22 protein-coding genes are annotated in these 24,573 nt (G+C 38.3%); 2 read left to right on the top strand and 20 right to left on the bottom strand.

Going from position 1 to position 24,573, the window contains the following annotated elements:
* Window positions 1–21 precede the first annotated feature (21 nt).
* From BM390_RS02945 to BM390_RS03010, 14 genes are all read right to left on the bottom strand, one after another.
* Complete coding sequence (locus BM390_RS02945) at window positions 22–390, bottom strand: hypothetical protein (protein ID WP_062320321.1); 369 nt, start codon at window positions 388–390, stop codon at window positions 22–24.
* Window positions 391–602: 212 nt separating this feature from the next.
* Window positions 603–1,457 carry a class II fructose-bisphosphate aldolase gene (locus tag BM390_RS02950; RefSeq protein ID WP_062320319.1) on the bottom strand — a complete coding sequence of 285 codons (855 nt, stop codon included), beginning with the start codon at window positions 1,455–1,457 and terminating at the stop codon, window positions 603–605.
* Window positions 1,458–1,700: 243 nt separating this feature from the next.
* Entirely contained in the window at window positions 1,701–2,066 is a 366-nt protein-coding gene (locus BM390_RS02955; RefSeq protein ID WP_062320316.1) for a response regulator, read from the bottom strand.
* 239 nt (window positions 2,067–2,305) lie between these two features.
* On the bottom strand, window positions 2,306–3,916 hold the full coding sequence (pyrG, locus tag BM390_RS02960) for a CTP synthase (protein WP_089852869.1): 1,611 nt from the start codon (window positions 3,914–3,916) through the stop codon (window positions 2,306–2,308).
* Window positions 3,917–4,158: 242 nt separating this feature from the next.
* The gene (locus BM390_RS02965; protein WP_089852870.1) at window positions 4,159–4,920 is read right to left on the bottom strand and encodes a sulfite exporter TauE/SafE family protein; all 762 of its coding nucleotides are present in this window, start codon (window positions 4,918–4,920) and stop codon (window positions 4,159–4,161) included.
* Window positions 4,921–4,941: 21 nt separating this feature from the next.
* Window positions 4,942–6,078, bottom strand: coding sequence for an anaerobic sulfatase maturase (locus BM390_RS02970; RefSeq protein WP_089852871.1), 1,137 nt, complete (start codon window positions 6,076–6,078; stop codon window positions 4,942–4,944).
* Window positions 6,079–6,123: 45 nt separating this feature from the next.
* A complete protein-coding gene (locus tag BM390_RS02975; RefSeq protein ID WP_089852872.1) occupies window positions 6,124–7,899 on the bottom strand; it encodes a sulfatase in 1,776 nt (591 codons plus the stop codon).
* Window positions 7,900–8,337: 438 nt separating this feature from the next.
* Window positions 8,338–9,687, bottom strand: a complete 1,350-nt coding sequence (locus BM390_RS02980; protein ID WP_089852873.1) for a PTS transporter subunit EIIC — start codon at window positions 9,685–9,687, stop codon at window positions 8,338–8,340.
* Window positions 9,688–9,912: 225 nt separating this feature from the next.
* The gene (locus BM390_RS02985; protein WP_177220608.1) at window positions 9,913–10,683 is read right to left on the bottom strand and encodes a MurR/RpiR family transcriptional regulator; all 771 of its coding nucleotides are present in this window, start codon (window positions 10,681–10,683) and stop codon (window positions 9,913–9,915) included.
* 17 nt (window positions 10,684–10,700) lie between these two features.
* A complete protein-coding gene (locus BM390_RS02990; RefSeq protein WP_089852875.1) occupies window positions 10,701–11,618 on the bottom strand; it encodes a formylglycine-generating enzyme family protein in 918 nt (305 codons plus the stop codon).
* A gap of 176 nt (window positions 11,619–11,794) precedes the next feature.
* Window positions 11,795–12,358 carry a DNA-directed RNA polymerase subunit delta gene (gene rpoE, locus BM390_RS02995; protein ID WP_246806776.1) on the bottom strand — a complete coding sequence of 188 codons (564 nt, stop codon included), beginning with the start codon at window positions 12,356–12,358 and terminating at the stop codon, window positions 11,795–11,797.
* Window positions 12,359–12,506: 148 nt separating this feature from the next.
* Window positions 12,507–13,094: a P-loop nucleotide/nucleoside kinase family protein gene (locus tag BM390_RS03000; RefSeq protein WP_089852876.1), complete on the bottom strand. Its 588-nt coding sequence runs from the start codon at window positions 13,092–13,094 to the stop codon at window positions 12,507–12,509.
* Between the two features lie 222 nt (window positions 13,095–13,316).
* A complete protein-coding gene (gene argS, locus BM390_RS03005) occupies window positions 13,317–14,987 on the bottom strand; it encodes an arginine--tRNA ligase (RefSeq protein WP_089852877.1) in 1,671 nt (556 codons plus the stop codon).
* Window positions 14,984–15,424, bottom strand: coding sequence for a YwiB family protein (locus BM390_RS03010; protein ID WP_177220609.1), 441 nt, complete (start codon window positions 15,422–15,424; stop codon window positions 14,984–14,986). The genes argS and BM390_RS03010 overlap by 4 nt, the downstream gene beginning before the upstream one ends.
* Before the next feature lie 354 nt (window positions 15,425–15,778).
* On the opposite strand from BM390_RS03010, the gene BM390_RS15355 reads away from it, so the two are divergent.
* Window positions 15,779–17,485 (top strand): IS200/IS605 family accessory protein TnpB-related protein, encoded by a 1,707-nt coding sequence (locus tag BM390_RS15355; RefSeq protein ID WP_177220610.1) that lies wholly within the window; start codon window positions 15,779–15,781, stop codon window positions 17,483–17,485.
* A 387-nt stretch (window positions 17,486–17,872) separates the two neighbouring features.
* On the opposite strand, the gene BM390_RS03020 is transcribed toward BM390_RS15355, so the two are convergent.
* From BM390_RS03020 to BM390_RS15360, 6 genes are all read right to left on the bottom strand, one after another.
* Window positions 17,873–18,184, bottom strand: coding sequence for a type II toxin-antitoxin system RelB/DinJ family antitoxin (locus BM390_RS03020; RefSeq protein ID WP_089852879.1), 312 nt, complete (start codon window positions 18,182–18,184; stop codon window positions 17,873–17,875).
* A gap of 192 nt (window positions 18,185–18,376) precedes the next feature.
* Window positions 18,377–19,531, bottom strand: a complete 1,155-nt coding sequence (locus BM390_RS03025; RefSeq protein ID WP_177220611.1) for a BglG family transcription antiterminator — start codon at window positions 19,529–19,531, stop codon at window positions 18,377–18,379.
* 388 nt (window positions 19,532–19,919) lie between these two features.
* Entirely contained in the window at window positions 19,920–20,792 is an 873-nt protein-coding gene (gene speB / locus BM390_RS03030; RefSeq protein WP_062322904.1) for an agmatinase, read from the bottom strand.
* 14 nt (window positions 20,793–20,806) lie between these two features.
* On the bottom strand, window positions 20,807–21,628 hold the full coding sequence (gene speE / locus BM390_RS03035) for a spermidine synthase (protein WP_062322906.1): 822 nt from the start codon (window positions 21,626–21,628) through the stop codon (window positions 20,807–20,809).
* A gap of 171 nt (window positions 21,629–21,799) precedes the next feature.
* Window positions 21,800–23,737 carry a DUF7305 domain-containing protein gene (locus BM390_RS03040; protein ID WP_369676212.1) on the bottom strand — a complete coding sequence of 646 codons (1,938 nt, stop codon included), beginning with the start codon at window positions 23,735–23,737 and terminating at the stop codon, window positions 21,800–21,802.
* A gap of 246 nt (window positions 23,738–23,983) precedes the next feature.
* On the bottom strand, window positions 23,984–24,139 hold the full coding sequence (locus BM390_RS15360; RefSeq protein WP_177220612.1) for a hypothetical protein: 156 nt from the start codon (window positions 24,137–24,139) through the stop codon (window positions 23,984–23,986).
* 205 nt (window positions 24,140–24,344) lie between these two features.
* Here BM390_RS15360 and thmT point away from each other — a divergent pair, with 205 nt between their 5' ends.
* Entirely contained in the window at window positions 24,345–24,533 is a 189-nt protein-coding gene (thmT, locus tag BM390_RS03045) for a 2-hydroxymuconate tautomerase (RefSeq protein ID WP_089852882.1), read from the top strand.
* Window positions 24,534–24,573 lie beyond the last annotated feature (40 nt).

The following is a 24,573-nucleotide window of genomic DNA, read 5'->3' on the forward strand; positions in this document are numbered from 1 at the left end:
TTGCATGCACACCTTAACGACTTAGAAGGCGTCGTAGAGTTTATCAAACAGACCTTTTAAAAAATCACCTAACTCATCATCATCTAAGACATGGGTCGTCTGATAAACACCCTCTGTGTTGACTTGGCAATGAATCGCATCGTCTTTGAATACGAGGAGATAATACTCCGTCATTGTGGCTGTTGGATCTTCCTCTATTGTTTCTTTAAAGATGTATCTTAATACAATCGATGACATCGCCATCTGTTTCGTCCGTTCTATGACGGCTTCTGTTAACTTTTGCGCATCGACCGGATCGTCTAAGCGCACGAGGATGTCCCGTTTGATTTGTTCGAAAAACGGTTGGTGTTGATTTATACCAGTGATTTCTACCTCAAAACAATCTAACATGTCCATGCTCCTCCCCTACCAATGACGTTTACTTCGGTAACCGTCTGGTCATTATTTAAGTTAAGTCTACTATATCATCAGCTTCATGACTAGCCAGACACTATGAGAGGTCTCTTTAATTTTTGATAACGATACGTGGGTGATGCTGACTCATTTTTAGATGCAAAAAAGCACTCACCCTAAAAGGATAAGTGCTTTTGATATACAAACTATTATGCTTTGTTTGAAGAACCGAATTCACGCATTTTACCAATAACAGTTTCTTTGATTGCATCGCGAGATGGTCCTAAGTATTTACGAGGGTCGATCATATCAGGGTTAGCCGCTAATACTTCACGTACCTTTTTCGTTTGTTGGATTTGGTTTTCAGTGTTGACGTTAATCTTAGAAGTTCCGTAAGAAATCGCTTTTTGGATATCTTTAGTTGGGATACCAGTACCACCATGAAGAACTAAAGGAACACCCGCAAGTGCGTTAATTTCTTCCATTTCTTTGAACCCTAAGTTAGGCTCACCTTTGTAAGGACCGTGTACTGAACCAAGTGCTGGAGCTAAAGTATCGATACCTGTACGCTCAACCATTTCTTTACACTCTTTAGGATCAGCATAGATGATATCACCTACAACGTCATCTTCTTGTCCACCAACAGTTCCAAGCTCAGCTTCAACTGATACGCCGTGGAAGTGTGCTAATTCAACAACTTTTGATGTTGTCGCGATGTTTTCATCAAATGGATCGTGAGAAGCATCAATCATAACTGATGTGAAACCAGCATGGATCGCTTTCGCACATTGTTCAAAGCTTGAACCGTGGTCTAAGTGAATCGCAACTGGTACTGTTGTACCTTGTGCTTCCATTACTGCTTTAACCATAGCGACTACGACACCGTAACCACCCATGTATTTCCCTGCGCCTTCAGATACACCTAAGATGACTGGAGATTTTTCATCTTCAGCTGCTTGAAGGATCGCTTGGATATACTCAAGATTGTTGATGTTGAATTGTCCTACTGCGTACCCGTCTCGGTTTGCGTCTTGCAACATTTTTGTCATTGATACTAATGGCATGAATTGTTCCTCCTTAAAATAGTTAAGAAATAAATGTAGTATAAAGCATATCTAACACAAATTAAACATGCTTGTATAGCCAGTCAATTACAACGTTTGATTGGTTACACTATAAGCATACCAATTTAAGCCCAAAGGTGCAAGACAAAGCTTGCCGTTGTAAGCGTTTACTCTTTAAAATTTCATCAAATTGACGATAAATTCATACCATTTCCCGAACATTTTTTTGTTTCTTACGTTATTTTATCCACTGAACACCACGTCGCCTGTGAGCGCTTCTTTAACGACCGCTTCCATGTCTTTAATACTAAACGGTTTTTCAATGAAATAAACCTGTTCACTCTCACTTAACTTACTTTTCACTTCATCAATCAACCCGCTCATCACGACAATCGGTCGTTGACTTTTTTCTCTTATCGCCTTAACAATATCCACACCTGTCATATCAGACAGTAAATAATCGGTAATGATGACATCCACCTCTTCATACACACAAAGCGCTTCCTTTCCCGTCTCTTTAAGGATGACGTCATACCCTAAATGTTGAAATAACATCTTCAACATCCCTCTAATTCCAGCCTGATCATCGACGACTAACAACCTCTTCATACATCATTCTCACCTTTCCGTTTAGCTAATTTTTAAACAAGCAAGTACTTTCTATACATGTATGTCTTCTCTTTCTTTAATATTCGTTTCCAATTTCAATTTCCCTGCTTATTTTCTCATTTTTTTCAAAAAACATTAAAATTATTCACATTTTCTCTCGGAAAATACAAAAAAGCTGATGATCGTCTGTATCATCAGCTTTTCGTGTCATGATTCACACTGTCACGTGTGAAGGTGTCTTACTCGTGTGTTTGTTTAAAACGAATCGCATGATCAATAAAACCTTTAAATAAGGGATGAGCATGCGTCGGCCGTGATTTAAATTCCGGATGAAACTGTGAGGCGACAAACCATGGATGATCTTTTAGTTCAATTGTTTCGACTAGACGTCCATCTGGACTTGTACCAGAAAAGATGAAGCCTGCGTTTTCCATCTCACTTCTATACGTATTATTGAACTCATAACGGTGACGGTGACGCTCATAAATTAAATCTTCCCCGTAAGCTTGTCTGACTTTTGTCGCTGACTGTAACTGACAAGGGTAAAGTCCTAACCTAAGTGTTCCACCGAGGTCTTCCACATCTTTTTGTTCTGGTAAAAGATCAATCATTGGATGGGTCGTTGTTGGGTTAATCTCTGCCGAGTGAGCATCTGAATAACCTAACACATGACGAGCATATTCAACCGTCGCCAGCTGCATGCCGAGACAAATCCCGAGAAACGGAATTTGTTGCTGGCGCGCGTAGCGAATGGCTTCAATTTTCCCTTCAATTCCCCGGTCACCAAAACCACCTGGGACAAGAATGCCATCCGCTGTTTTTAGCATCTGGGCGACCGTGTCTGTCGTGACCGTATCGGCATTAATCCAGTCAATCTCGATATCGACATCATTCGGATAACCGGCATGTTTTAATGCTTCCACAACCGATAAGTACGCATCTGGTAACTCTACATATTTACCGACTAAAGCAATACGTACCGTTCCGGTTAAATTAGCCACACGCTCCGCTAATTCAATCCATTCGGTCATATTCGGTTCTTCTGTCGATAGTTTAAAGTGCTCACACGTGATTTTATCTAATCCTTGGTCTTTTAACATGAGTGGGATATGGTACAACGTTTTAGCATCCCGTGACTCTATCACATTCTTGACGTTAATATCACAAAAGAGCGCAATTTTTTCTTTCATATCTTCGGTTACTTCTCGTTCTGAGCGAAGGACAATCACATCTGGTTGAATCCCTAATGACCGCAGTTCTTTTACTGAGTGTTGTGTCGGCTTTGTTTTTAATTCCCCAGCTGCTTTAATATACGGTACAAGCGTCGTGTGAATATATAACACATCGTCTTTTCCGACATCCGACTTTATTTGACGAATCGCTTCTAGAAATGGCAGTGATTCAATATCACCGACAGTCCCGCCGATTTCCGTAATAACAATATCGGCCCCCGTTTGTTTACCTGTTCTAAATACTTGGTCTTTTATTTCATTCGTAATATGAGGGATGACTTGGACTGTCCCACCTAAATAATCACCCCGACGTTCTTTTCTAATCACACTAGAGTAAACCCTTCCGGTAGTAATATTCGATAGCTTAGATAAATTAATATCAATAAAACGTTCATAGTGACCTAAGTCTAAATCTGTTTCTGCCCCGTCATCAGTGACAAATACTTCACCGTGTTGATAAGGACTCATCGTACCCGGGTCAACGTTTATGTATGGATCAAACTTTTGAATCGTTACGCTAAGCCCCCGATTTTTAAGCAAGCGGCCAAGTGATGCTGCGACGATCCCTTTCCCAATTGATGATACAACGCCACCTGTTACAAAAATATACTTTGTCATTGTTTTTCCCTCCATCTATTTACTATGTCTATTTAAAGAGGCAATGAAACAAAAAAATCGCCTCCCAAACAGCGGGAGACGAAAAAAATAGATCTTGATTGAGCCCAAGTAAAATTCTACGGTGAAACACGCATGAAATCAAGGTTTCTGTTATACTTATTTTGGCTTAAAACAATCGCAAAATGCGCTTAAGATATTTTTCTTCGAAATGAGCTTTAATTGAGCTATGAAATACACCTTCCTCATAAAATATTATTAATATTTATGAGAGCAATCAAAATAATGGTAACATTAAACATATAACGTATCCGTTGATTGGACACAAGAGGCGATAATTTTGCTCCTATCCAACCTCCTAAAATGCCACCAAAAACCATAATAATCAGAATGTCATACGTTTCAATAATAAATTGACCACTTGCAAGAAGAGAAATCACGGAAGCCATCTGTGCAAATAATATGATTAATACAGAGTGTGCACTCGCTTCCCTAGGAGACATAAAAAACAATAAATGAAGGATCACCACATTTAACGGTCCACCACCGATACCTAAAAAAGCAGACAATGCCCCTAGTAATAACCCTATTGTAAAGATCAATAACTTGCTTATTGGCCCCTGTCTATTAATCGACGGCGAAAAATTATACATAAAGAAGATGATACCCATCACGACCACTAACATAAGTGATTGCATCTCTCCTAAATTCGGGAATAAATGTATCAGATACCTAAAAGATAGTTGTCCCATCACTCCCCCTATTATAGAACCTGAAGCAATCAATACTGTTAATTGACGATTAAACCTATAACCCGCTGTTTTTAACTTAAACATAGAAACAACGGCCATTGATAAAACGGTGACCGATGATAAGATACTAATGGTTGCTAGATCAAAATCACCTAGTAAATCTAAAATAGGCTTTATAATCACCCCGCCACCAAGACCTGCAAGTGACCCTAGAAGTGTCGCGACTAATGCGACTAAAAAATATATAACAGCCATAATAAACCCCTTAACTTTTTTTCAAATGCTTGGTTGGTAATCCCCTTTACGTAACTGTTCTGCTAAAAATTCTAGTCTTTCATGACTATGTCGGAAAATTTGCTTATACCCTTCACAGAAATAATCTGTTGTTTGTAAATGTTGACTTCCTCTATTTCGAGGACAACCACCATGGCAGTATGTTAGAAAGTCGCAGCTCTGACACTGATCTGGTAAATTCTTTTTCATTGTCGAAAATTGTGCCCACGTCGGATGATTTATTATATCTTCTAAGCGATCTTCAGATATATGACCTAATTTATAATCCGGATGAATGTAAAAATCACATGGATACGCCTCGCCATTTTGCTCAAGTACTAGCATTTTAGGACAATGTTGATTCAGTTGACAAAACTCTTGCTTTTGATTCATATGGGCAGCAAGTGTATTTTCAAAAAAGCGAATCGAGACCTCAGGTTGACCAGCATTATACCATTCATCAAAGATATCACTCATAAACTTACCATACTCCATATCACTTATATGGTAGCGTGGTAAGTTATCAGGGTGTTGTGACATGAAGTCCATACAGGGAAGAAATTGAACATGCGTGAAATTTTGTTCCTTAATAAAGGCGTACATGTCCTTTGGTGAAGTGATATTCGTTTCATGTAAAACAGTTAAAATATTAAAAGGCACCTCACTTGCCTTTAATTCTTCAATACCACGCATGACGGCATCGAAACTACCTTGACCATTAGCAGTGACACGACGTTTATCATGCAAATGCTTAGGGCCATCTAAACTTACCCCAACTAGAAAATTATGCTGTTTAAAAAACTCAGCCCACCGTTTCGTTATGAGTGTGCCATTTGTTTGAATCATATTTTGAACCACTTGACGTTCTCTTTTATATTTTTGTTGAAGTTTTACAACCGTCTCAAAAAAATCTAGTCCAGCTAATAGAGGTTCACCTCCTTGCCAGACAAATGGCGCGTACATTTGATTGACATCAAAATATTCTTGAATGAATCTTTCAAGCATGGTTAAATCCATTGTTCTTATGTTTCCTGGTTTCCCCTGACAGCGACTATAGTAACAATAATCACATGATAGATTACAAGCTTCTGATACTGTTTTTATCATCACCCCAGCCAGTTTATTCTTTAGTAGTGGCATAGGCTCCCCTCCTTCTTATTTAGCTATCAACGATCATTCGCTCATTTAATCAACACGCATAACGACTTCTAGTTGATATAATAGAAAAGCTTGTTTTTTCACTTCAATATGCTGTTTAATCCAAGAGGATATATCCTCTTTAGTTACTGGCTCATTCGCTTTTTGTGACAAGTCTTCTCTAAACTGTTCGCGAGTTTTTTGATTTTCTAGACTACGATAAACGGATAAATAAGCCTCTTTTAGTTGCTGGTTTAATAGTGTTATCCCATCTAATTCAATATGTTCAACCTTTATATTACGTTGTTGCTCTTGTCTAACATCCTCAACAGAATGAAGTTGATCTAACCCATAGTAGCGATACAATGATTCGGGTGCTTCATTGTCCATCATTAATTGCTTCATTTTTTGAATCATTGACCATTCTATCATCGCATTTAAGATAGGTTGTTCTTGTTTAGGGTCGGATTGATAATGAAATAGTTTATGACCAAAACGCTGAAACTCTTTCCCAATAGGTGATTTCATGGGTACTTTTAGCACATTGACACCTTTAGTGAATGTAAAGGCATCTGTTAGACTCATGTCATCTAATTCACTAGCCATAAAGCGCCGGTTAATTCGCGTTGGCATAAGCGTATATTCATTTAGTTGATGCTCTTGACCTGGTACAGGTGCCCGCATATAGACGTATTCAGCATCCGTTATATTCAATATGCCACCAAAGACACCAAATAGACCCGCCTCATGAATGTCTTCACCATCTTCTATTATTTTTCTTAAAGGTTTTCCTTTCATATTTTCTGGTAGCTCGATGTCAAAGAAATCAAGAATGGTAGCCGGAATATCAATCGTTTGAGCAAGCTGATTAACTTCTTCACCACTTTTTTCTAACTGCGGGTACCAAATAAAGAATGGCAGATGCGCCACTTCATTATAAATCGGCATAATATTTTTTCCCCACCACTCATGTTCACCTAACAAAAGACCATGATCGGTATTCACAATTAACATGGTGTCTTCCCACATATGATGTTCATCCATAAAATCAATAACTTTACCGAGATACGCATCACACATTATCATCAGTGCTTGATAAAACTTCTTAACAAGCGCACTTTTTTCGGCTGAAAAATCATCATGACTATAAATGAGCCAACCATCAAAATCGTCTTGGGTTAAGCCGTACATGTTCAAGTATTTTTCCGGTACAAAAAAAGGTTCATGTGGATCAAATGATTCAATTTGAAGAAACCATTGATCTTCTGTCACATTGTTTTCTAAAAAATCAAAGCCAGCTTCAAATGTTCTCGCCATCGTATGCTCTTTTTCAGTTGGCATATAAGATCGATTAACAAAGTCTTGGTTGACGCTTGTGACTTTGCGTTGTTTTCCCTCCTCATCCATCTTATGATAGGCATCGATATGATAATTTTTTGTTACTCTTGCTTTCCAACTATCGCCTTCTTGTCCTCTAATCAATTCATACGTTGAATATCTTGGGTGATATGTTGCCCCTCCATCACGCCAATAATGCTTATGATCCGTAACTAGGTGTGTATAAATACCATTTTGACGCAGAATCTCCGGAGTAGAATCATCAAAGGGTTCAATAGGGCCCCATCCTCTGTGCAGGAAATTATATCGCCCTGTATGAAGATCTCGGCGCGCCGGCATGCAAGGCAAACTTCCCGCGAAAAAGTTATTAAATTGAACGGTCTTTTCTGCTAGTCGATCAAAGTTCGGTGTGTGAACGTCACTTTTTTCATAAGCATTTAAATAATTTCGCTTCAAAGTATCAAACATTATATTTATTACGCGCATATTCATTATCCTTTCTTAAATTAATAAAGCCTCTTGTCTCACTTTTTTTATAGATAAAGTGTGTCTTTGATATGAACCGATCAAGTCGTTCCTATAACATGGTCAACAACCCCTGTCGGTAAGGCATATGACCATATTGTCCAAAAGAAGATCACTTTTTGCAGTCATCTTCTTTTGGTTATATCAAGTCCTTATAAACCATTTATCTTGTGTGATCAAACAAGAATAATCACCTTCCCAATCCATCCGTTTTAGTTATTACTCTTTAATCCGCCGGTTTAAAAGATTTCTTTACATTAATGTATCTTCTTTCCTCTGCATCAATACTTCTACAAACGCATACTTGGTTATCTGGCTATTCTAGCCGTTTAATTAACGATAACTATGTCCAAATCCTTATCTATCTTAAGGAAAAATCAAATGATTTTTTATTGTATCCTAGTGATATTTTTTTGCTTTACCTACACCATAAGTTAAAATAAACGCGGCGATTAAACCGACGGCATAGCTTAACAAATAATTTATATAAGCGCCATTAGCAATTAACGGTAAAGCTGACATACCCGCAGCACCAATGGCTGATGCTTGAACATCAAGTAAACGAATCATCATACCACCAAAACCAGCACCAATAGATGCCGTAATAAATCCAAAGCCAGAGGGGATAACAACACCATACATCGTCGGCTCACCAACAGCTAAGAAGGTTGTTGGTATCGCACCTTTTGCAATCTCTTTAACCTTAGGATCTTTTGATAAGAGTAAAATAGCTAACCCCGCACCAACTAATCCAGCATTACTCATTACTTGAACTGTGAATATTGGTGTTGTCCCTGTTGTGTTAAGTAATTCCATATGAATCGGCGCTAATCCATGGTGAAGACCTGTAGCGATTAAACTTGGAAATACAGCGGATAAGACAAAGCCACCTAAAATACCACTAACGTCTAAGATCCACATAATTCCATCAATTAACAAATCGGATAGAAAACCTGCTATAGGCATAATCGCTATTAAATAAAGGCCACCTGTAATTAAAATAGTGAATGTCGGGGTGAGTACCACATCTAAAATATCAGGAATAACTTTTCTTAGAAGCTTTTGAATTTTTGCTAATAAAAAGACCCCGAATATAACACCAAATAGACCACCCTGTCCACTTTGAAGGCCTAAAACACTTAATTCTCCCGCAATCGTTATCGCACCAAGAATTCCACCTAGAATCATATCCGTTTTAAATACTCTTGCTGCCGTAATACCAATATAAATAGCTAAGAATGCAAATGTAGCGTTTCCTACAATACTTAAAAACGTACTAAGTTCTAGAATGTTCCATCCATCAAGTGCCACTTGCTGTGCCGATAACACTCCTGTTGCTTGAATACCATCATTGATAACTTTCGCATCAGCCATTCCTTTAATAATGTTATTCACACCCATTGATACACCTGAAGCAATAATGGCAGGTAAGGCTGGTACGAAAATATTAGACAGCGTTTTCAAAAAAACTTGTTTTTCGGTTGGATTATCTGTATCCACACTAATATTTAATATATTTTCAAGTTCTGCCCGAATCTTTTCACTTTTACCTGGTCCAACAATAATCTGTGTCGATTCAGCTTGGTTGATTCCTTGAACGCCTGTCAAATTCTTGATTTCTTCTAAATTGACTTTAGATAAATCTTTATAATTAATCCGAACACGCGTCATACAATTAGTGACATGATTAAAGTTATCTGATCCACCCGAAAGGTTTATGATCTCTTTTGCAATTAATTTATAATCCATCTTTCTTTCTCCTTTTAAAATCGATTAAGTCGCGCAACTTATTCTGAGTATATATTGAATAGCGGACATTTCCTAGCTCATACTTCAGTTTCGGGAAGCGGTTTCATCCGTTGGGAACAATCTATATAAATGCAATGAATGCAAAAAAAAGCCAATCTTCGTTCTATACTTTAACTTTAAAGCGAAGATGGCTATTATTACTGTGAAACTAATTATGATCCTATTTTATTTTTCATTTACCTTATAATCCGAATAATAAAAAATCAAAAGTTCAATGATACAATAGAATGAGCTAGATGAGAAAATATTAGTTACACCTGTTCGGCGATCATCTTCTGAATAAACATGAATATTATAGTGCGCATGTGTTGCTAACCAATTTGACTTACTAGCAGTAATACCTAGAATCTTTACTTCTTTAATTAGGGGGATAGATAGGGAATCTTTAATTACGGGATTATTTCCTGAACTAGAAAAAATGATAAACATATCCTCATCTGTCATTTGTTCTACAACTAATTGATGGAGACTTGAATTGATATCAAGAGGAATAACTTGCAAATTCTTTCCAACCCCTAAAAATACACGCTGTAGTTCCGCTGCCATATTTTGATGTAACACCCCTGTACCAGCGATATACACGTTCCGGCTTTGATCAATCCTTCTAACAACTTCTTTAAGGTATTCGATTTCAATGCCATCAATTGTTTTTTCTATTTGACTCTTTATGATATCTCCATAATCCTGTTCATTTTCCCGGTTTATTTGATTTAAAATTTCCCATCGAATATAATTCTTAAATTCTGTATAACCAGAAAAACCTATTTTTTGTGAAAACCTTAAAATAGACGACTTGGAACTTAAACATCTTTCTGCCAAATCTGTGATGCTTAGCTGAGGAATACTATCTTTATGATTTAAAATGTATCTTGCTAATAATTCATCTCCTTCACTAAACAATCGATAGTTTTCATTAATCATCTGCTCTAACTTCATCGTTAATCCACCCTCACTTAACTTAAGTCTGCTACGCATCTAAAACCAATATTACTTGCTGAACTATCCGGCGTATTAGCGGTTCTAGCTGCTACTCGATACCGGTTACAATAAGAATGATGACAAAGAAATGATCCACCTCGTGTGACGTATCCTCTCTCTATTTTGTTTGATAAGGCGTCAAAACGATCACGACACCACTCCCATACATTCCCTGACATATTATACAAACCATAGCCGTTTGGAGGGAATGATTTAGCAGGGGCAGTTCCTAGATAGCCATCAGCTAAACTATTTTTTTTCGGGAATTCCCCTTGCCAAATATTACAATAATGTTCCCCGTTAGGTGTCAATTCATTTCCCCAAGGATATTTATTCTGTTCTAATCCACCTCGAGCTGCGTATTCCCATTCTTTTTCTGTGGGAAGTCTTTTCCCCGCCCATGCAGCGTAAGCCACGGCATCATTCCAAGACACATGGACAACCGGATGATCTAATCGATTAGTGATCGTACTATCAGGGCCTTCAGGTTGGAACCATGTCGCTTTTTTAACAGCTAGCCACCAAGGCAGACCCGGTACTTCGGTCATTGTACAACTATCAAATTTAGTAATTAGCTGATTAAAAACAAAGGACCAACCAAATTGCTCAGATTCTGTAACATAACCTGTATCGTCTACAAATTCTTTAAAATCCTGATTTGTGACGACTGTTTTATCAATTAAAAAAGACTCTACTTTGACAAGTCGCTTAGGACCTTCATTATCCTCTTTAAAACCATCAGCATCGTCAGTCCCCATGATAAATTCTCCACCTTTAATTTCTATCATTTTATCAAGATTTTTCGGACTCTTTGTTTGTAAGGGAGTTGATTGATGTGATTTGAGATTATTCAAACGATGGTTTTGTTTTTTAGGATGGCAACAATTGGACATAACTCTTCCCCCTGATTCTTATAAACAATTTCTATAATAATATCACGAAAAGCGATACTTTTATAATATTCTGTGATTTTTTAGTGATTGAATGGCTACTAAATAGCTAAATGGCCACATGAAAAAAAGGATAGCAATACGTTTTTAAAACGCATCACTATCCAACTTAACAATACTTACTTCTCTTCTTCCTCATCGTCGTCATCTTCTGTCTCATCATCATCGTCTTCGTCTTCGTCTTCATCATAATCTTCTTCATCGTCATCGTCGTCAAAGAGATCATCATCGTCGAGTTCATCAAGTTCAAGGTCGTCGTCATCCTCATCTTCATCATCACTTTTGGCGATAAAGTCGATCGGGATTTCGGTTAAATCTTCTTCCTCTTCTTCTACTGGATGATCAATCGATGGTTCAACTTCTTTTTTCTTCGCTTTTTTCTTTTTCTTTTTCTTTTTCGGTTCTTCCGTAATTTCTTCATCGATTTGATCAACTGGGTACCATACTTTTAATCCCCAGATGCCTTGACCTAAATAAAGAAAACGACCATCTAAGTTTAAATCTGTGTAGAACTGGGCAAAAGCTTCATCACGTTCTGCACTGTCTAATTGTTTTAATTCAGTAATTTCTTCAAAGATATCACGATAGTTCATCGCTTTTTTCTCTTGTTTTAACAAAGCAACAGCCATTTCAATCATTGAATATTTCTCTAGTTGTTCACGGTTGATATTTAGTTCACTCACCGTCGTACACTCCCTTTATATCAATTATTAATCAATCTTTGCGTTAGCCTAAAATATGTGTGTTGTTTTACCACCAGTACATTATAGGGGTAGTATTAGTAAAAAGCAACCGTTCTAGTTCATTGATTAATGAAAAAAGGGCATTTTTTTATTGGCGAATAAAATCAACGACAGCTTTCACCTTTTTATCAGTTAAATCACCAGAATTATCGAAGATGAGGATATCGTCATCACTAATATTCCAGTTGATTTCCGGAACAAAATTTACACGATTCTCATAGCTCGTCCAGTTGTCTAACTTCCACGAGTCTCTTTCTGTCCCGCGTCCTTGGATCCGAGATTTTTGCTGGTCGATATCGTCAAGCGTCACAACAACGACTTTCACATCGACGTCAGCTTTCGTTTTTCCTGCCTGACTCAATAAGTCTTCCATCCACTGATTACTCTTAAGCTCTGAAGTAAATGGTGAGATCATAAAGACGTTTTGGCCAACACGGATATTTTCAATACAAATATCTTTTGTCGCATCGTATTCTAAATCTCGCAAGTTTTCTTTATAGTACCCTGAGTCTCTATCATCTGGGTCTAATCCTTCCTTTTCTAAAAACGCTTCGACGAAGCGTCCGCCTACCGTATCACGATCGAGAAAGGCCGCAGGAATATGCTTGACCGCTTTTTCCGCGACCGTTGTTTTACCTGTTCCTGCCACTCCAACAAAAAACACTACTTTCTGCATCCTTCTTACCTCACTTCTTCATTTATTGTCTTCTATGTTAACGCATACAGTCTGAAAATGCATCATTTTTATTTCAGAAAACAGGAAAAATTAACACCTGTTGCCGTTTTCTCTAAAGATAGTTACCCTGTCATAACTGATAGCCAAACAAAAAAGCATGTGTTTGATATGAGAATTTTCATACGCACACATGCTTCTTTTATTTAACTATACACGACCGTTTTACATTTGTTCTGGAGCGTTAACGCCGATGATCGCTAAAGCGTTCTTAATGGTGATGCGAACTGCATCCATTAAAGCAAGACGTGCTTCAGTTTTTTGTTTGTTTGAATCATCTAAGACTTTTTCTTGATTGTAGTAACTGTGTAACAGCTGTGCTAAATCAAATACATAACTTGTCATGCGGTGTGGTGTACGGTTAGCCGCTGCTTCAGCGATGACTTCTTCGAAGTCACCTAAGTGTTTCAGTAAGTCGATGCCTTTTTCAGATTGAATTTCTGCTTCAACGTTTGAGGCGTCAATACTGAATCCTTTTTCTGTCGCTTGTTTAAGTAACGTACAAATACGCGCATGTGCATATTGAACATAATAAACAGGGTTTTCATTGGATTCCGATTTCGCAAGATCCATATCAAAATCTAAGTGGGCATCACTTGAACGCATAACGAAGAAATAACGTACCGCATCAATACCGACCTCTTCCATCAATTCGCGTAACGTTACCGCTTTACCCGTTCGCTTACTCATCTTAACTTTTTCACCGTTTTCAAATAAGTTGACCATTTGAATGATCTCGACTTCGAGCGTATCTGGTGTATAACCAAGCGCTTGAATCGCCGCTTTCATTCTTGGAATATAACCGTGGTGGTCGGCACCCCAAATGTTAATTAATTTATTAAAACCACGATCAAGTTTGTTTTTATGATAACTAATATCCGGTGTTAAATACGTATAGCTACCGTCGTTTTTAATTAAGACCCGGTCTTTATCGTCGCCAAAGTCGGTTGTTCTAAACCACGTGGCTCCATCTTCTTCGTACGTATGACCTTTTTCTTTTAATAACGCGAGTGCTGGTTTAATCTTCTCGTCTGTATATAGCGATGTTTCACTAAACCAGTGATCAAAGTGAACGCGAAAGTCCGCTAAATCTTGTTCTAGCTTTTTCAGTTCAAACTTCAAACCATAGTCTCTAAAGAAAGCGAGACGTTCCTCACGGTCCATATTCACAAACTTATCACCGTAAGCGTCTTTCAGCTCATCACCAATCGTTAAAATATCTTTGCCGTGATAGCCGTCTTCTGGCATAGGGAAGTCTTCACCTAATGCTTGCATGTAACGCGCTTCAACTGAAAGCGCTAAGTTATTGATTTGGTTACCGGCATCGTTAATGTAGTATTCACGCTCAACATCATAACCAGCCCAGTCAAGTAAGTGACAAAGCGAGTCGCCGACACTTGCCCCACGCGCATGACCTAAGTGTAGGTCACCGGTTGGGTTCGCTGAGACAAACTCCACTTGAATTTTCTCACCTTGTCCACTGTTAGAGCGGCCGTAGTTTTCTTTTTGGTCTAACACTTCTGTGATGACTTGTGTTAAATAACGGTTATCCATAAAGAAGTTAATAAAACCAGGACCAGCAATGTCAATCTTCGTGACATACGCTTTTTCTTTATTTAAATGTTCCACAATCGCTTCTGCGATTTGACGTGGCGCTTTTTTAGCGACCCGCGCTAACTGCATCGCGACGTTTGTCGCATAATCCCCATGATCTTTTTCTTTCGGTTTCTCTAGTACCACATCAGGAATCTGATCCTCTGTCGCAAGACCTGATTGGATGACGGCTTGTTTAATTTCTTCTTTTAACGTCTGTTTGACCTGTTGGCTAATACTCATGCGTCTGATTCTCCTTTTATTTGTAAGTTTAATGTATGTGTCCGTTCGCCTTCTCCGTCGATGACGGTGCGATAACGCATCGTTAATGATAGAGCGGCGTCACTTTCTTTATAGCTGTATTCAATCGTGTCGGTATACGTCTCTATCCGAAACCGCATCAATGGATGTTGATAATGGCTTTCTGTTTTTTTACTTTCAATAAATTGTTGCGACATCTGAATCGCACCGGTGCGTTTTAATGTCACTTTATCATCACTGAGCATCATCACCGTATCGATTGATTCATCTTGATCGTTTATTTCTGTGAACGTAATCATCCGCTTCATTCCAAGACCCATCACTTCACCCATTACCCGTACTGATTCCTTTTGGGTATGACCGTCTTCAGTAATCGTTGTATCAAGTGTCACATGAACCTGTTGTTTTGCCGTTGTCATAAAAGTCATCCTTCATAAATAATCAATAACCCTAAGTATAAAAAGAGTTGGCGATAAACTCAAGTAAAAATTGAAACTTTCCGGTTTTTCATCCATTTAGTCGTGTTTATTTGTAATGAAAATAAAAAAAGCTCAGTGTATTGAAATTGAAATTTAAAATCAACACGTGAGCTCTTTTAGAACAATCATATTTATCGCTTTAGGGCGAGAAGACACCTTCCTCAAGTGCGTTAGCGCTAGGTGGGTGATGAATCGCTTCTTTTTGAATATTTTTGAAGTGACAAACACATATTCTGCATGGTATAATTAAAGCATTAACAATGATCATCACAAAACAAAGAGAGGGTGGGCATCATGGGTATGAAGGCCATTTTTTCAAATCGCTTATATAAGCATACGATCGACCCTGATTTTGTTATGTCCATGGATCACACCCTCCGGGTGTTTAATCAAGCCAAACATTTTCGGTATCAAGCAGAGGTCCGTGAGCTTAGGGGCTCGAAAGCGAAAAGTTCCGTCTCCATCCATCAACGGTTAAAGCAACGTTACGGATTAAATGATTATTATGCGAACAGCGCTGTTCAAGAAGGACGGGCGCTTCTATCCGCGCAAAGAGAATTGAAGAACATGTACATGCGTAATAAAAAAGAACAAATCAATGCCGTTAAAAGAAAAATAAAAGCGACGAAGGCGCGCTTGACGACCCTTCAAAAGATAAAAGGCTCTTTTGTCAAAGGAACACCGATGTTCAATAAAACGTCACGTGAACAACAAAAAGGGGCCTTTTTTGTTGTGACATATAAGCATTCCACACGCTTATTTTACTGCGCTTATGATTTTGAACATCAATACCTTGATGTTCAAATCAAACACCTAAAGTCTCGCTTGGGCCAGTTGAACTTTAAGAAAGATCGATATGAAAAACAATTGATTCAATTGACAAACAAAGTGACGGGTGTGTGTTTCGGGAGTAAGAGACTCGCACGCGGCCGGTTAACACAAAAGTCTTATCACGCTCATCCTGAGCGTTGGCAGAAAGATTGGGCAGCGGCGCGTTACGGTAAGATGACCATTTCTGGGCGCAAAGATGCCAAATCAGGTAACTTTGTCTTTCATTATCACCCAGAGATGCATGCCCTTACCTTCAAGACAATTGATCAATGTGTGATTAATCTCTCTAACGTTGTTTTTCCTTATGGCCAAGATCATGTCAATCGTGCCATTCAGACACAAATGAACCTGAAAGATAAGAAGAAGTACGGGAAGCCGATTGGATGGTCGCTTGAGGACCATGGTGCCTACTATATCGTTAAATGCTTAATCGATGTGCCGGCTACACCCTATCTGAACACCTCAACGTCAACCGGCATGATTGGTATTGATTTGAATCTGAATCATATCGCTGTCGCCAATGTCAACGCCATAGGTCAATGTGTGGATGCCTTTACTCTCCCGTTTAACTTAGAGGGTAAAACGAGTGGACAGACAACGAAAATAATAGAAGCAGAGGTCATGGCCCTCGTTGACTATGCCGTTAAACATCATAAACCACTCGCCATCGAAAGATTGGATACAACGCGGTCCAAAGTGTCGCGTCCTTATGAACATAGGAACGCCAATCGGAAAATGAGTCAGTTTGCTTATCAAAAGATGATCCTAGCGATCAAGTCAAGAGCCGAAAAAATGGGGGTGGCTGTCTACGTTGTTAATCCCGCTTATACCAGTCAAATTGGCAAGATAAAATATATGAAGCGACTCGGTGTGTCCATTCACATGGTAGCCGCTTATGTCATTGCCCGACGGGCAATGGGCTTTAAAGAAAAACTCCCACCGATGTTGTATTCACTTGTTCCAGAGCAGAAACAAGATCTACACCATTGGGCGCAATGGGCGTATATGACGCGTACCCTGTCTTTTGTTAGAACCCATGCGTTCTATCAGACAGAACGATTCGACCAAAGCAAGTTGTGTTCCTGGAACACACTATTTCCCCAACATGCTTTAACAGATGTTGAGAAAATAGGTTTGCGGCGGTTGGAGAGTAGAAAAACCTATGCTTAGTTGAATGAGCATGGGTCGCCTTTAGGGTGTCCTTATGGAATCTCCTTCCTCAAACATTCGTGAGAATGTTAGGTGGGGGTAGTTCAATATAGTTGAGCACCAATATCTCTCTCACCATACATGATTCTAATAATCGTAACTTCAGAATCTTTTTGACATATAACAAAAAACACAAGATAGCGATCAATCGGTAATACATGAACATCTTGACCTTTCCGATTTTTCCCATTTCATAGTTTACACCTATATGGAAAATGACTTAAGGTATTAATGACCTTGACAATATTATTCCCTTGATTGATCGAAATTGGTTTAGAAAAAATATTATTTGCTAAATAACGATACAGATCAACTAAATCTTGTTCAGCCGTCTCTGTATAAACAATCCTATATATCACGTCCATATTCCTTCGCCATTCTTTCAGCCACTTTGCTCGCTGAATTTACTCGGCCTTCTTTTAAGTCTAACAACCCTTTTTCTAACTCTCTTTGGAGGTCATCTGTTGATAATGTTCCATACTCTAATAGTTTATTTTCTGGGAGTTTAACATCGAATGGCAGACCCTTGTGTAACACAACTTGTCGCAAAAACATATGAATAGCCTGAGACATTGGTATGCCAAGTTCATTTAAGATACCTTCTGCTTCTGCTTTAATTTCCGGTTCAATCCTTGTATAAACACTCGTTGATTTACTCATTTCCCCACCCTCTTTTTCAAGATTCTGTATTTTATAACTTACTTTTAGTATATCACAACATTTTCATACAGAAAGACAAAAGCCATACAAAAGCTATCAAATATTAAGTATTTTAAATGACTTTAAAAAGCCAATTCAAGTATTAGACACTTGAATTGGCTTATCCTATCGTTCATTTAACTGAGACTCTAACTACCCACCAAAATGAATCACAATGTAAGCAATCTCATCATCCGAAATCGGATGATTCACACACTCCCTAAAGGGGTCAAGCGCACGGTTGACGATTCGAAAGAGTTCTTCGTTTTCCGCTTTAATGACCTCTGTTAAATCATTCCGGAATGGCCAGTCAAAGGTGACCCGGTAATACGCTGGTACTAAATGTGTATAAAGGGAGGTCACTAACGTGTCTTTTTCTTGAAAGGATACGAGTGATAAAGCCTCCATCGTATCAACAACACGCTTGGTTACCTCATACAACTCACCGTGTTGACGTGTCACATCCTCACCTTCAATAATGCTTAACAGCAAACTACTGAGCACGTAAACTTCAGAATTATTAATGTCTAACAGCCACTTATGAAGGACGTCGTAAGAGTACTGGTAGACGAGCATCTCTTTTGATATAAGTGCCTTATATGGTTTTAAGTTAACTTTAATTGGTTTATGTCTGATACGGATCAATTCAATTAAATAGGCAATTTCATTTATCCGACTTTCCACAATCGAGATATGCTTTTGTTTCGCTTCTGTTTTCATTAATTGAACGACAGCTTTCATATCGAGCGTTTCATCCCAATAGCTAGCGACATACTCCAGTATCCATGTACCATTTGTTTGACCAAGCATCTTTGAGATAAGATCAAAGGCCATCTTTCGCGTGTTTAACTCTGTTCCTTCGATGTGATAGCCATCTTTACGGGTATAAGAAAAACTTAAATCAAACACGTGACAGTATTCCCGTACTTTCTTAATGTCCGTTAACACGGTATTTTTACTCACTTGCAATAATTCTTGATAATGAAAATTAGATAATTCCGTCTTTCTCATAAAAGCAATTAAGTAAATCACTTGTTGGCGTTCTTCTTCAGTAAAAACAATTTGTAAGTTCTTATATAGTTGGCTCACAAATTTTGTTTCTTCTTGTAGACGAGTCGGTACAATGTACGTATCTCCCACAAGTTCAATCAGCGGGAAGTTATGATGGCGCAAATAGTTATTCAGTTGATGTATTTGTCTTTCAACTTCACTCCTTTCGATTTCAATGACATGAGATAGGCCGGTTAATGTGAACTTTGGCATCTCAATTAACTTTCCAAATAGAATGAGTAAATGGTTATCAATCATATCCTTCCTCCTTGATTTCATCATATCATGTAAGCGCTTCAACTTCGATGGTTATTGAGCCCAATCACCTTGACACTTTAAGCATTCTATTGGGCTGAAGTTGCTTCTTTTTGCTTTTCCATGCCTTGTCATGCATGAAAAAGCCCTTAAAAAAAGACCCATGAACAAAGGAAAACTAAAACATCTAACCGATACCTTTTTCATTAGCCTAACGACCGTTATATTATTTTTAAATTGACTTCCTACTGTACTCATACCCGATTGATTTAAAAGTAAGCAAAAAAAAAGTATCACCGCCATTATTTTTTTCAAATAATAATGGTAGTGATACTTTTTATAATGTGTTTTTCGCGCAAAACTCTCACGTTTTGTTCATATTTGCATACACTCACTTTGTAAACCCAAGTAACATTTCTCTCACAAACTTACTCGCCGCAATCGCGGTTTGGTCGCTATTGTCATAAGGAGGTGAGACTTCAACTAAATCACAACCAACGATATTGACCTCGCTCCCCGCAATCGCATGAATCGCTGCGAGTAATTCGTTAGACGTAATCCCACCGACTTCTTGTGTTCCTGTACCTGGGGCACTGGCTGGGTCAAGTACGTCAATATCAATCGTCACGTAAACATTTTTCCCTTGTAATGTTGGTAAGACGTTTTTTAATGGTTCTAATACGTGATACTTATAGAGATGCATCCCACTCGTTTCAGCATAAAGAAATTCTTCTTTCATGCCTGAACGGATACCAAAGGAATAGACGTTTTCTGGACCGATGAGTTCACATATCTTTTTCACTGGCGTGGAGTGCGAATACGCTTCACCTTCATAGTGATCGCGTAGATCCGTATGCGCATCAATATGAATCAAGGTTAAATCTTTGGTCTTTTCATAAATAGCTTCAACGACTGGCAGGGTCACTAAATGTTCACCACCAAGACCAAACGGCATTTTGCCGGCATCCATTAAGGTGGACACATACTCCTTAATCATCTTCACGCTTTTTTCAGGGTTACCGAATGGTAACGGGATGTCCCCGGCATCAAAGACATTGATCTCTGTTAGTTCTCGGTCTAAGTAAGGACTGTACTCTTCTAAGCCAATCGAGACTTCACGAATACGGTTTGGACCAAAACGCGACCCTGGTCTAAAACTCACCGTCCAATCCATTGGCATGCCGTATAAGACAACATCCGCATTATCATAATCGTTTTGACTGGCAATAAACACTTTACCAGAATACGCTTCATCAAATCGCATCGGGTTCACCTCTATTATTTCGTTAAATCTTCAACGAACTTTGGTAGAACAAAGCTTGCCCCGTGAAGATCTTTCGTATAATACTTTGTGTCAATCTCAGCTGTACGCTGGCTTTCTAATGGATTATATTTTTTACTACCTAAAGTGAACGCCCATAGTCCACTTGGATACGTTGGGATATTAGCGGTATAGAGTTTCGTGATAGGGAAGATTTCTTTTACGTCACGATGAACAGATTGAATCAGATCCGCTTTAAACCATGGGTTATCCGACTGCGCGACAAAAATACCGTCTTCTTTTAATGCTTTACTAATACCGGCATAAAAGCCTTTCGTAAATAAATTAACTGCTGGACCGACAGGTTCGGTTGAATCAACTAAGATGACGTCATACATATTCTCACTCTCTGCGATATGCATAAAGCCGTCGCCTACTTTAACTTCCACGCGCGGATCGTCTAACATACCCGCAATTGACGGAAGAAATTTCTTTGAGGATTCAATCACATCGCCATCAATTTCAGCAAGTACTGCTTTTTCTACTGATGGGTGTTTCAATACTTCACGAATAACACCACCGTCACCGCCACCAACAACTAAGACATGTTTTGGATTTGGGTGAGTGAAAAGCGGCACATGGCTGATCATTTCATGATAGACAAACTCATCACGTTCTGAGGTCATGACCATCCCGTCAAGCAGCAACATGTTGCCCCACTCTTCTGTTTCGACCATATCTAACTTTTGAAAATCGGTTTGTTTTGTTTCTAATGTTTGTTTTACTTTCATTGTAATACCAAATGCATCGGTTTGTTTTTCTGTAAACCATAAACTCATGTGTATCGACTCCTTTTGTCATTAAAAGCATCTTTGCTTTTCTATTATTTATTGTTTCTTGTTGTATTCTTACTTCTATTTAGTCGTTCACTTTTAGGGTATCATAAATACAGGGAAACAAGATAATTTTAGAGTTTTTTTCGGAAAAAGCAAGTGTTTTTTCAGAGAATTTTATTGTTCACTTACCGGAACCGTATTAATCATCTCTACCGGTAGCATTTCACCGCTTGCATCACTACCACCAGTGACATAATCTGTACCTGCCGACCGCTTTGGTGGGGCATAATACAGTTGTGGACCATAATCTCTAATATTTATTTTTCCCTCTTTCACCGCAAAAGTCCCTACTAATGTTGAAGAATTTCCAACAGTAAAATCATTATTCACAATAATCGAGCCTATGAAATTCGAACTTTCCGGAAGAGTAAAGTTGCCATGTGTTTCAAAATAAATGTCGCCTGCATAACTTTTCACTTCGTCTAAATGATGACTAATAAAGTTTCTGTCAATCATGACATCTCGATTGCCTTTCTTCACATGAAACTCTAGATCGGTTTTTATATCAACATTCTCGGCAACATACACATTGATTGGTCCATTTGTTATATCAAATTTCACACCAGTATGTGGAACAGATGATAAACTTTCAAAATAGTAATCACCACTTTTAAGTATCACTTCTCCACTCCCATTGATTTTTACCTCTCCATAAGCCCCTGGTTCTAAAGTGACGGTTTGATTGATATTCTCTTTTTTTGATCCATATTCAAATTCAGATAAAGCTATCTTATTCTCCATTGGCGTATAACCTTTATAATCAGGTAGCGTTGGGAATATTGGTTCTTCGACTTCACTTTCAACATAACGACTCCCCAAAATAATACCATCACCAATAATTTGTTGCCCAGCGTAGGCATTTCCTTCAATTTTATTATCTGTACCCAATCTTATATCGTTACCAGCATGTACATCTTGTCTAAAAATATATCGATTATACGCAACTGTATATACATTTTGACCTGAAAACACATGACCATTTACAGTAATATCACTCGGCTCACTATCACTTTCCCCTACGTTCTCTTGGGCATGGATTTCACCAAGAATGCTATTATTACCACTCCAAATTAACGATCCTCCTGAGAAAACATGCTGAGTATTCGTACCATAACCGAGTTTAACATTCCCTATTGAATGAATATCTCCTTTTACTTCGTTACCTCCCGATAAATCGACTAATCCTTTTGAAAATATATTACTAGCCTCTGTGCCAGAGCTGAGCTGAACATCCCCACTTGCATGAATATCTCCATCCACTGCATTGTTACTAGCAGATAAATTCACATTGCCTCCTAAAGCAATTAAATCTCCTGCAATTTTAGAACTACTACTGATTGCTATTCCTTTTTCAGAAATAATCGATCCTCGAAAATCTGTATTAGAGGCTCGAATATTGACATCCTTGGCATATAAATCCCCTTCGTAGTAACCTCCACCTGTTAAATCAACAGTATGATTTGATTCACTATAAAGTAAATAGTCCATCACTCCGCGGTTACCACTTGTTGCTACTTTTATACGATGAGCCAAATCAAAGCTAGAAGATACCGTTCGATCAGCAGACCCTTGCTGCCCGGTAGATTCTAATGTATAGCGGACCGAACGCTGACTGTAGTTTCCTACTGTTTGATTTACTGCCGTTTCTTTGGTTACATCAATGACCGCAATAGGTTCCTCACCAGCATTTTCTTCAAATATGTCCAGTTCTCCTTGTATATTCTCATCTATAAATGCTTCTAGTTGATTAAAAAAGTCATCGTGCGATAAATTCATTGCACCTAGCTCTTTTGCCTGTTTCTCTAAGATGGCAATCGATTGATTGATACCACCTTCAGCAATGTAAAACGTACTTTCATGCTGCGCTGTCGCTTTGGTTAATTTCACATTGGCTACGCCTATGGTCATGAGGGCGGTTCCTAACATAGCTAACACTAAAAACGTCAGCAAAGTGAAAACTAAGGCAATACCTTCTTCATTGTTCTTGAAGTATTTCATCACATTTACAGCCTCCTCAAATAATAAATCTAACCTTCCATTATCTGTATCCATATTACCACAATTTATGATATGAGGATGACTATATTTTAAATAAATGAGCAAGGTTGATACTATCAATATTACAATACCCAAAAACCCTCAGTTAAGTGACTGAGGGAGAGATAATCATACTATATCTCGATACGCTTATTTTAAATTTTATTGAGGTGATCCAGCACTTTTAATTACTATTAAAACAATTCAGAATAAAAAATACTATCTCTAAGCTGTTATTCGAACTTTTCTGTTCTAATAACTTCACACATCACTATAATCTCTACTCAACAATTCCTTTCTCAGAGCATCAATAGTATCCTCAATTGGACCAACCTTGTTATCCGAAACATCCGCTTCTGCTTCTGCAAGTTTTTTTAATAGCTCTAACTCTGCATAATGGTTTATACTTGACACCACTCTATCACCTCTTCTAAAAAAATAGCCATGTATATGTTATATCAAGATTCGCCTATATCGTCACGTATTATCCCTATATTTAGACTGAGTTTTTCCCATTTACCACGATGTTTTGTGGAGATACTTTTTGTATAATCACACGACGTACGGTAAAATGAATCATAACGCTAGAAAATGATAAACGATGACGAAATGAGGTGAAACCATGCCCTATGTAACTGTTAAAATGTTAGAAGGACGGACTGATGAACAAAAGAAAGCGCTCGTTGAAAAAGTAACCGATGCGGTTGTTGAAACAACTGGCGCAAGTCGTGAGAAAGTCGTTGTCTTTTTAGAAGACATGAAAAAGTCAGAGTATGCCGTTGGTGGAACAAGACTGAGTGACCAAGACTAAGAAAAAGACCTTAAGCCATATCAAAGGCATTAAGGTCTTT

The organism is Halolactibacillus miurensis (assembly GCF_900116255.1).
GTDB classification, from domain to species: Bacteria; Bacillota; Bacilli; order Bacillales; family Amphibacillaceae; genus Halolactibacillus; species Halolactibacillus miurensis.

Excerpts from the sequence above, each read along its gene's own strand:
- BM390_RS03000 (WP_089852876.1), bottom strand. The coding sequence starts at position 13,094 with ATGCAGAAAGTAGTGTTTTTTGTTGGAGTGGCAGGAACAGGTAAAACA.
- BM390_RS03010 (WP_177220609.1), bottom strand. The coding sequence starts at position 15,424 with ATGACAACGGCAAAACAACAGGTTCATGTGACACTTGATACAACGATT.
- pyrG (WP_089852869.1), bottom strand. The coding sequence starts at position 3,916 with ATGACAAAGTATATTTTTGTAACAGGTGGCGTTGTATCATCAATTGGG.
- BM390_RS02945 (WP_062320321.1), bottom strand. The coding sequence starts at position 390 with ATGTTAGATTGTTTTGAGGTAGAAATCACTGGTATAAATCAACACCAA.
- thmT (WP_089852882.1), top strand. The coding sequence starts at position 24,345 with ATGCCCTATGTAACTGTTAAAATGTTAGAAGGACGGACTGATGAACAA.
- BM390_RS02990 (WP_089852875.1), bottom strand. The coding sequence starts at position 11,618 with ATGTCCAATTGTTGCCATCCTAAAAAACAAAACCATCGTTTGAATAAT.
- BM390_RS03025 (WP_177220611.1), bottom strand. The coding sequence starts at position 19,531 with ATGATTGATAACCATTTACTCATTCTATTTGGAAAGTTAATTGAGATG.
- BM390_RS02950 (WP_062320319.1), bottom strand. The coding sequence starts at position 1,457 with ATGCCATTAGTATCAATGACAAAAATGTTGCAAGACGCAAACCGAGAC.
- BM390_RS15355 (WP_177220610.1), top strand. The coding sequence starts at position 15,779 with ATGGGTATGAAGGCCATTTTTTCAAATCGCTTATATAAGCATACGATC.
- speB (WP_062322904.1), bottom strand. The coding sequence starts at position 20,792 with ATGCGATTTGATGAAGCGTATTCTGGTAAAGTGTTTATTGCCAGTCAA.
- BM390_RS03040 (WP_369676212.1), bottom strand. The coding sequence starts at position 23,737 with ATGGATACAGATAATGGAAGGTTAGATTTATTATTTGAGGAGGCTGTA.
- argS (WP_089852877.1), bottom strand. The coding sequence starts at position 14,987 with ATGAGTATTAGCCAACAGGTCAAACAGACGTTAAAAGAAGAAATTAAA.
- BM390_RS02980 (WP_089852873.1), bottom strand. The coding sequence starts at position 9,687 with ATGGATTATAAATTAATTGCAAAAGAGATCATAAACCTTTCGGGTGGA.
- BM390_RS03020 (WP_089852879.1), bottom strand. The coding sequence starts at position 18,184 with ATGAGTAAATCAACGAGTGTTTATACAAGGATTGAACCGGAAATTAAA.
- BM390_RS02965 (WP_089852870.1), bottom strand. The coding sequence starts at position 4,920 with ATGGCTGTTATATATTTTTTAGTCGCATTAGTCGCGACACTTCTAGGG.
- BM390_RS02970 (WP_089852871.1), bottom strand. The coding sequence starts at position 6,078 with ATGCCACTACTAAAGAATAAACTGGCTGGGGTGATGATAAAAACAGTA.
- BM390_RS02985 (WP_177220608.1), bottom strand. The coding sequence starts at position 10,683 with ATGAAGTTAGAGCAGATGATTAATGAAAACTATCGATTGTTTAGTGAA.
- speE (WP_062322906.1), bottom strand. The coding sequence starts at position 21,628 with ATGAGTTTATGGTTTACAGAAAAACAAACCGATGCATTTGGTATTACA.
- BM390_RS02975 (WP_089852872.1), bottom strand. The coding sequence starts at position 7,899 with ATGCGCGTAATAAATATAATGTTTGATACTTTGAAGCGAAATTATTTA.
- BM390_RS02955 (WP_062320316.1), bottom strand. The coding sequence starts at position 2,066 with ATGAAGAGGTTGTTAGTCGTCGATGATCAGGCTGGAATTAGAGGGATG.